The sequence below is a fragment of the Stenotrophomonas sp. ISL-67 genome, assembly GCF_018612915.1.
Taxonomy (GTDB): domain Bacteria; phylum Pseudomonadota; class Gammaproteobacteria; order Xanthomonadales; family Xanthomonadaceae; genus Stenotrophomonas.
In genome coordinates this window covers 156515-162552 of record NZ_JAGGRL010000010.1, presented here as the reverse complement: position 1 = coordinate 162552, position 6038 = coordinate 156515, and the positions used below count along the sequence as shown (strand labels likewise).

General features: G+C 66.3%; 4 protein-coding genes. All 4 read left to right on the top strand.

Translation table 11 applies throughout. The annotated features are described in order from the left end of the window. Nucleotides 1-154 precede the first annotated feature (154 nt). The 4 genes from J7J08_RS12145 (at nucleotide 155) to J7J08_RS12130 (ending at nucleotide 6017) form a co-directional block, all read left to right on the top strand. Complete coding sequence (locus J7J08_RS12145) at nucleotides 155-646, top strand: chemotaxis protein CheW (RefSeq protein ID WP_068851606.1); 492 nt, start codon at nucleotides 155-157, stop codon at nucleotides 644-646. Nucleotides 647-793: 147 nt separating this feature from the next. Then, a complete protein-coding gene (locus J7J08_RS12140; protein WP_214905819.1) occupies nucleotides 794-1177 on the top strand; it encodes a hypothetical protein in 384 nt (127 codons plus the stop codon). Between the two features lie 95 nt (nucleotides 1178-1272). After that, the gene (locus J7J08_RS12135; protein ID WP_214905816.1) at nucleotides 1273-3639 is read left to right on the top strand and encodes a methyl-accepting chemotaxis protein; all 2367 of its coding nucleotides are present in this window, start codon (nucleotides 1273-1275) and stop codon (nucleotides 3637-3639) included. A 185-nt stretch (nucleotides 3640-3824) separates the two neighbouring features. Continuing rightward, nucleotides 3825-6017 carry a methyl-accepting chemotaxis protein gene (locus J7J08_RS12130; protein ID WP_214905812.1) on the top strand — a complete coding sequence of 731 codons (2193 nt, stop codon included), beginning with the start codon at nucleotides 3825-3827 and terminating at the stop codon, nucleotides 6015-6017. Nucleotides 6018-6038 lie beyond the last annotated feature (21 nt).

Here is a 6038-nt window from a genome sequence, read left to right as displayed (position 1 = left end):
CCCACCAACCCACCCCCGCCAGCCCCAGCCAGGCGGCGCATCAGACCCGACGCTTTGGCTTTGGCTACGACCATTAAAGTCGCCCGGATCCAGGCCGATAGTGACCGTGACGCCCCGGTTTTCCGACCGCCACGCCCGACCCAGGATTCCCTCCATGAACGACAGCAACCCCAACGCCGCCAGCAGCGGTGGCGAATACCTCAGCTTCACCCTCGGCGCCGAGCACTACGGCGTGGACATCCTCAAGGTCCAGGAAATCCGCGGCTATGACTCGGTCACCCGCGTTCCCGATGCCCCCGACTACATCAAGGGCGTGATCAACCTGCGCGGCACCATCGTTCCGGTGATCGACCTGCGCCTCAAACTGCGCCTGGACGAAGCACGCTACGACGCCTTCACCGTCATGATCGTCCTCAACGTCGACAACCGCGTCGTCGGCATCGTCGTTGACAGCGTCTCCGACGTGATCCCGCTCAACGCCGACCAGATCCGCCCCACCCCCGAGTTCGGTGCCGCCGTCGATACCCGCTTCATCTCCGGCATCGGCACCCAGGACGACCGCATGCTGATCCTGCTCGACATCGAAACCCTGCTCGACAGCGCCGACATGGGCCAGCCGGCCGTTGTCGAAGACGCCGCCGCCTGATCGGCCCGCCACGGCAGACCGGATCGACTTTCATTCAACAAAGCCCTTCAGTTCTGTCGCAACTGGCCGATAGCTGGATTCAGGAACCGGACGCGCGGCACTGCTTCGCCCCGGACCACTTGTCCATATCCCCCGGAGAATCTCCCGATGAAGTCCCTGCTTGCCTTGATTTCCATTGCCGCGCTCGCCTCGTCCGCCTCGTCCGCCTTCGCCCAGTCGGCTGAAATGATCCCGCCGGAGCTGGCCCCGCGCGCCGTTGGCAAGGATGGCATGGTCTGCGGCAAGGTCGAAAAGGCCCGCTACGCCGAAGGCTCCGAAGGCCAGCCGACCTTCCTGTACATGGGCGGCGCCTTCCCGCGCCACACCTTCTCGGCCCGCATCGCCGGCGAGAACCGCGGCAAGTTCAACTTCCCGCTGGAAACCCTGGAAGGCAAGACCGTGTGCGTGATCGGCAAGATCGCCCGCGATGCCTCGCGCGCTGAAATCGAAGTCAGCTCGCCGGCTGGCCTGAAGCTGGCCAACATCAAGTAAATCGCCCCACGCCCCGCCACGCCGGCACAGGCCGGCGTGGCCGCTGCAACCGGGCGCCACGCCCGGGCGCGTCTGCCACCGGAGAGTGCACCACCATGCAATGGATCAACAACCTCAAACTGATGCCGAAGTTGATGCTGACTTTCGGTGTAATCCTGCTGGTGATGCTGCTGCAGGGCGTGGTCGCCTATCGCGGCCTGCACTCCCTCAACAACGTGACCACCGAACTGGCCGGCAACCGGATGGAAAGCATCCGCATGGCCGGCGAAATGCGTGGCATGCTCGGTGAATACCGAAACGCCGCCTACCAGGGCCTGATCCGCGCCAGCGACGACGTCAAGGCCGACGCCAAGACCCGCGCCGCCGACTTGCGCGGCAATATCGACGCCTCGATCAAGAAGTACCCCTCGCTGATCGATGGCCCGCAGCAGAAGAAGCTGTTCGACGCTTTCGCCAAGGACTGGAACGACTCGCTCGCCTCCTACGATGCCGTCGCCGAAATGCTGGAGCTGGACCTGCCGGACGATGCCATCGATACCTTCGTTGGCGAAACCCGTGCCAAGCACGGCAAGGCCTCGGCCGCGCTCGAAACGCTGATCGCCGAAGACAACCGCCTTGCCCGCGCCTCGCGCGAAGAGGCTGAATCCACCTATGCCACCTCGGCTACCCTGACCATCATCGCCCTGCTCGGCGGCGCCGCGCTCGGCCTGGTACTGGTCTACCTGTTCGCCCGCTCGCTGGTCGGCAGCGTCCGTGGCGCCGTGTCGGTGGCCAACGAAGTGGCCGGCGGCAAGCTGGACGGGCATATCGACGTCACCCGCAAGGATGAAGTCGGCGACCTCATGCAGGCCATGCAGCGCATGCAGCGCGACCTGCGCGACCGCACCGAAACCGAACAGGCCGTGGCCCGCGAAAACCTGCGCATCCGTACCGCGCTGGATTACAGCTCCACCGGCGTATACCTCACCGACAACCACCTCAACATCGTCTACGCCAACCGCGCACTGGAGCAGACCCTGTCCCAGTACCAGGACGAGCTGCGCAAGAGCCTGCCGGACTTCGACGCCACCACCTCGCTGGTCGGTCGCCCGTTGACCGTGCTGGAGCATCACGGCGAGATGGACACCCACCTGCTGGCCAACCTCAAGCAGCACGGCGTGGCACGCCGCGCCATGCAGTTCGGCGATGCCCAGTTCGCCCAGGTCGTGTCCACGATCCGCAATGAAGACGGCGAGAGCGTCGGCCACGTGGTCGAATGGCGTGACCGCACGCCGGAAGCGCTGGTCGAAGCCGAAGTCGCCCGCGTCATCGCCCAGGCTGCCGCCGGCGACCTGTCCGGCCGCATCACCGCCGAAGGCAAGGACGGCTTCTTCCTGCAGCTGGCCCAGCAGATCAACGGCCTGCTCGACGCCAATGCGTCCAGCATCGAGCAGATCTCCGGCCTGCTCACCGCCCTGTCGCAGGGCGACCTGACCGTGCGCATGCACGGCGAGTTCGACGGCGTGTTCGCCACCATGCGCGACGACGCCAACGCCACCGCCGAACAGCTCAGCGGCATCGTTACCCGCATCAAGCAGTCCAGCCAGGCCATCAGCTCGGCCGCCAGCGAAATCGCCACCGGCAACAGCGACCTGTCACGCCGCACCGAACAGCAGGCCGCCAACCTGGAAGAAACCGCCGCCTCGATGGAGGAACTGACCTCCACCGTGCGCCAGAACGCCGAACATGCCCGCCAGGCCAACCAGCTTGCCATCGGCGCGCACACGGTCGCCTCGCAGGGCGGTGACGTGGTCGGCCAGGTGGTTACCACCATGAGCGCGATCCAGACCTCGTCCAAGAAGATCGCCGAGATCATCTCGGTCATCGACGGCATCGCGTTCCAGACCAACATCCTGGCGCTGAACGCCGCCGTGGAAGCGGCGCGTGCCGGCGAACAGGGCCGCGGCTTCGCCGTGGTCGCCTCTGAAGTGCGCACCCTGGCCCAACGTTCGGCCGGTGCGGCCAAGGAGATCAAGGGCCTGATCGACGACTCCGTCGGCAAGGTCAACGACGGCTCGGCACTGGTGCACAAGGCCGGCGCCACCATGGGCGAGATCGTCGCCTCGGTGCAGCGCGTGACCGACATCATGGCCGAGATTTCCGCGGCTTCGCAGGAACAGTCGGCCGGCATCGAACAGGTCAACCAGACCGTGGTGCAGATGGACGAAACCACCCAGCAGAATGCCGCGCTGGTGGAAGAAGCCACCGCCGCTGCGCGCTCGATGGAAGAACAGGCCGGCCACCTCAGCGATGCCGTGTCGATCTTCCGCCTGGACGAGCAGGAAATGATTCCCGCCGCGCCGGTCATCGCGCCGGCACCGCGTGCGGTGACCCGCCCAGTAGCCGCACCGGCACCGGCGCGCAAGCCGGCCAGCCGTGCGGTTGCAGCCGAGCTTGCCGACGGTGACTGGCAGGAGTTCTAAGCCGGCTGCACGCCCGCGTGCAGGGCAACGAAACAGGCCCCGGTGCTTCGGCATCGGGGCCTTTCTGCATCCAGAGCTGAATGCACTCAGCTCATGCTGCTCAATGCGCAGCACCTGCGGCCGATAACAGCATTGCCGCCACGTGTTCGTCGACGGCACGCCCCCGCTAGAAAAGACCCCACTACATGAATCTTTCCAGTCGCTTCTCCAACCTCTCCGTCCGGGGCAAGCTGAACCTGCTTACCGTTCTGATCGCCATCGGCGTCATCGCCCTGGCCATCATTGCCGCGCGCATCCAGTACCTGGACCTGGCCGAGACCCGCAAGGACGCCCTGAAGACCCAGGTCGAACTGACCTACGGCATCCTCGACCACTACAAGCGACTGGCCGATAGCGGCGAGCTCACCGAAGACGCGGCCAAGGCGACAGCACTGCAGGCGCTGCACAGCATGCGCGCCGATGGCGAGAGCGCGTACTACAACGTGCTGGCCACCGATTACACCCTGCTCATGCACCCGTTCGCGCCCGACCGGGTGGGCAAGGTGCAGAAGGACTACCTGTCCAAGGACGGCGTGCCGCTGTACCTGCAGCAGGTGGACATGGCCAAGACCGGTGGCGGGTACACGTACTACTCCACCACCAAGCCGGGCGCCGGCGAGACCCTGATCGAGAAGGCCACCTACGCCAGCATGTATGCGCCGTGGCAGTGGGTGGTGACCAGCGGCGTGTACATGGACGACGTGCAATCGGACGCGCTGGCCTTCACCGGCATCATGGCGGCGTCCGGTGGCGCGCTGGTGCTGGTGGTGCTGGCCCTGAGCTGGCTGATCGGCAACCGCATCACCGGTCCGCTGCGCCAGGCCACCGCCGTGGCCGACAGCATCGCGCGCGGCAAGCTCGATACCCGCATCGGCGCACAGGCCCAGGACGAACCGGGCCGCCTGCTCGAAAGCATGGGCCGCATGCAGCAGCAGTTGCACGCGGTGATCGGCGCCCAACGCGAGATGGCCAGCCAGCACGATGCCGGCCAGACCCGCTTCCGCATGGACGAATCGGCCTTCCCGGGCGAGTACGGCCTGATGGTGCACGAAACCAACTCCCTGGTCGGTGCGCACGTGCAGACCATGCAGGACGTGCTGGCCGTGGTGCAGCGCTATGCCGTGGGCGACCTGAGCGCCGACATCGCCCGCTACCCGGGCGACAAGGCCACCATCAGCACGACCGTGGACACGGTCAAGCAGAACCTCGCCAGCATCAACGCCGAGATCAAGCGCCTGGGCGCTGCGGCGGCTGCGGGCGATTTCACCCAGCGCGGCGATGCAACCCGCTTCGATCACGATTTCGGCCAGATGATCGCCAGCCTCAACGCGATGATGCAGGTCAGCGACGACAACCTGGGCAAGCTCTCGCAGCTGCTCTCGGCCATTGCCGAAGGCGACCTCACCGCGCGCATGCACGGCGACTACCAAGGTGTGTTCGCCACCATGCGCGACGATGCCAACGCCACCGTCTCCCAGCTGACCCAGATCGTCGGCCAGATCCAGGAAGCCGCCGGCAACATCAACCTGGCCGCCGGCGAAATCGCCACCGGCAACAGCGACCTGTCGCGCCGTACCGAGCAGCAGGCCGCCAACCTGGAAGAAACCGCCGCTTCGATGGAGGAACTCACCTCCACCGTGCGCCAGAATGCCGAGCACGCCCGCCAGGCCAACCAGCTGGCGATCGGCGCGCACAGCGTGGCCTCGCAGGGCGGTGAAGTGGTCGGCCAGGTGGTCACTACCATGAGCACCATCGAAGCCAGCTCCAAGCGCATCGCCGAGATCATCTCGGTCATCGACGGCATCGCGTTCCAGACCAACATCCTGGCGCTGAACGCCGCCGTGGAAGCCGCGCGTGCCGGTGAACAGGGCCGCGGTTTCGCCGTGGTCGCCTCCGAAGTGCGTACCCTGGCCCAGCGCTCGGCGGCTGCCGCCAAGGAGATCAAGGGCCTGATCGATGATTCGGTGGCCAGTGTGGCCGATGGCTCGGCGCTGGTGCACAAGGCCGGCACCACCATGGGCGAAATCGTTGCCTCGGTGCAGCGCGTGACCGACATCATGGCCGAGATTTCGGCGGCCTCGCAGGAACAGTCGGCCGGCATCGAACAGGTCAACCAGACCGTGGTGCAGATGGACGAAACCACCCAGCAGAACGCTGCGCTGGTGGAAGAAGCCACCGCCGCCGCCCGCGCCATGGAAGAGCAGGCCACCCAGCTGTCCGACGCGGTGTCGATCTTCCGCCTGGACAACCAGGTCGCGGCTGCCGTCAGTGCCGTCACCGCCCGCATCGTCAGCCCGGCGCCGGTACGCAGTGTGAAGCCGGCAGGAATTCCCAGGTAGAGCGGGGCGCGCCCCGGCAGC

Coding starts and splice junctions, on each gene's coding strand:
- J7J08_RS12145 (WP_068851606.1), top strand. CDS start 155: ATGAACGACAGCAACCCCAACGCCGCCAGCAGCGGTGGCGAATACCTC.
- J7J08_RS12140 (WP_214905819.1), top strand. CDS start 794: ATGAAGTCCCTGCTTGCCTTGATTTCCATTGCCGCGCTCGCCTCGTCC.
- J7J08_RS12135 (WP_214905816.1), top strand. CDS start 1,273: ATGCAATGGATCAACAACCTCAAACTGATGCCGAAGTTGATGCTGACT.
- J7J08_RS12130 (WP_214905812.1), top strand. CDS start 3,825: ATGAATCTTTCCAGTCGCTTCTCCAACCTCTCCGTCCGGGGCAAGCTG.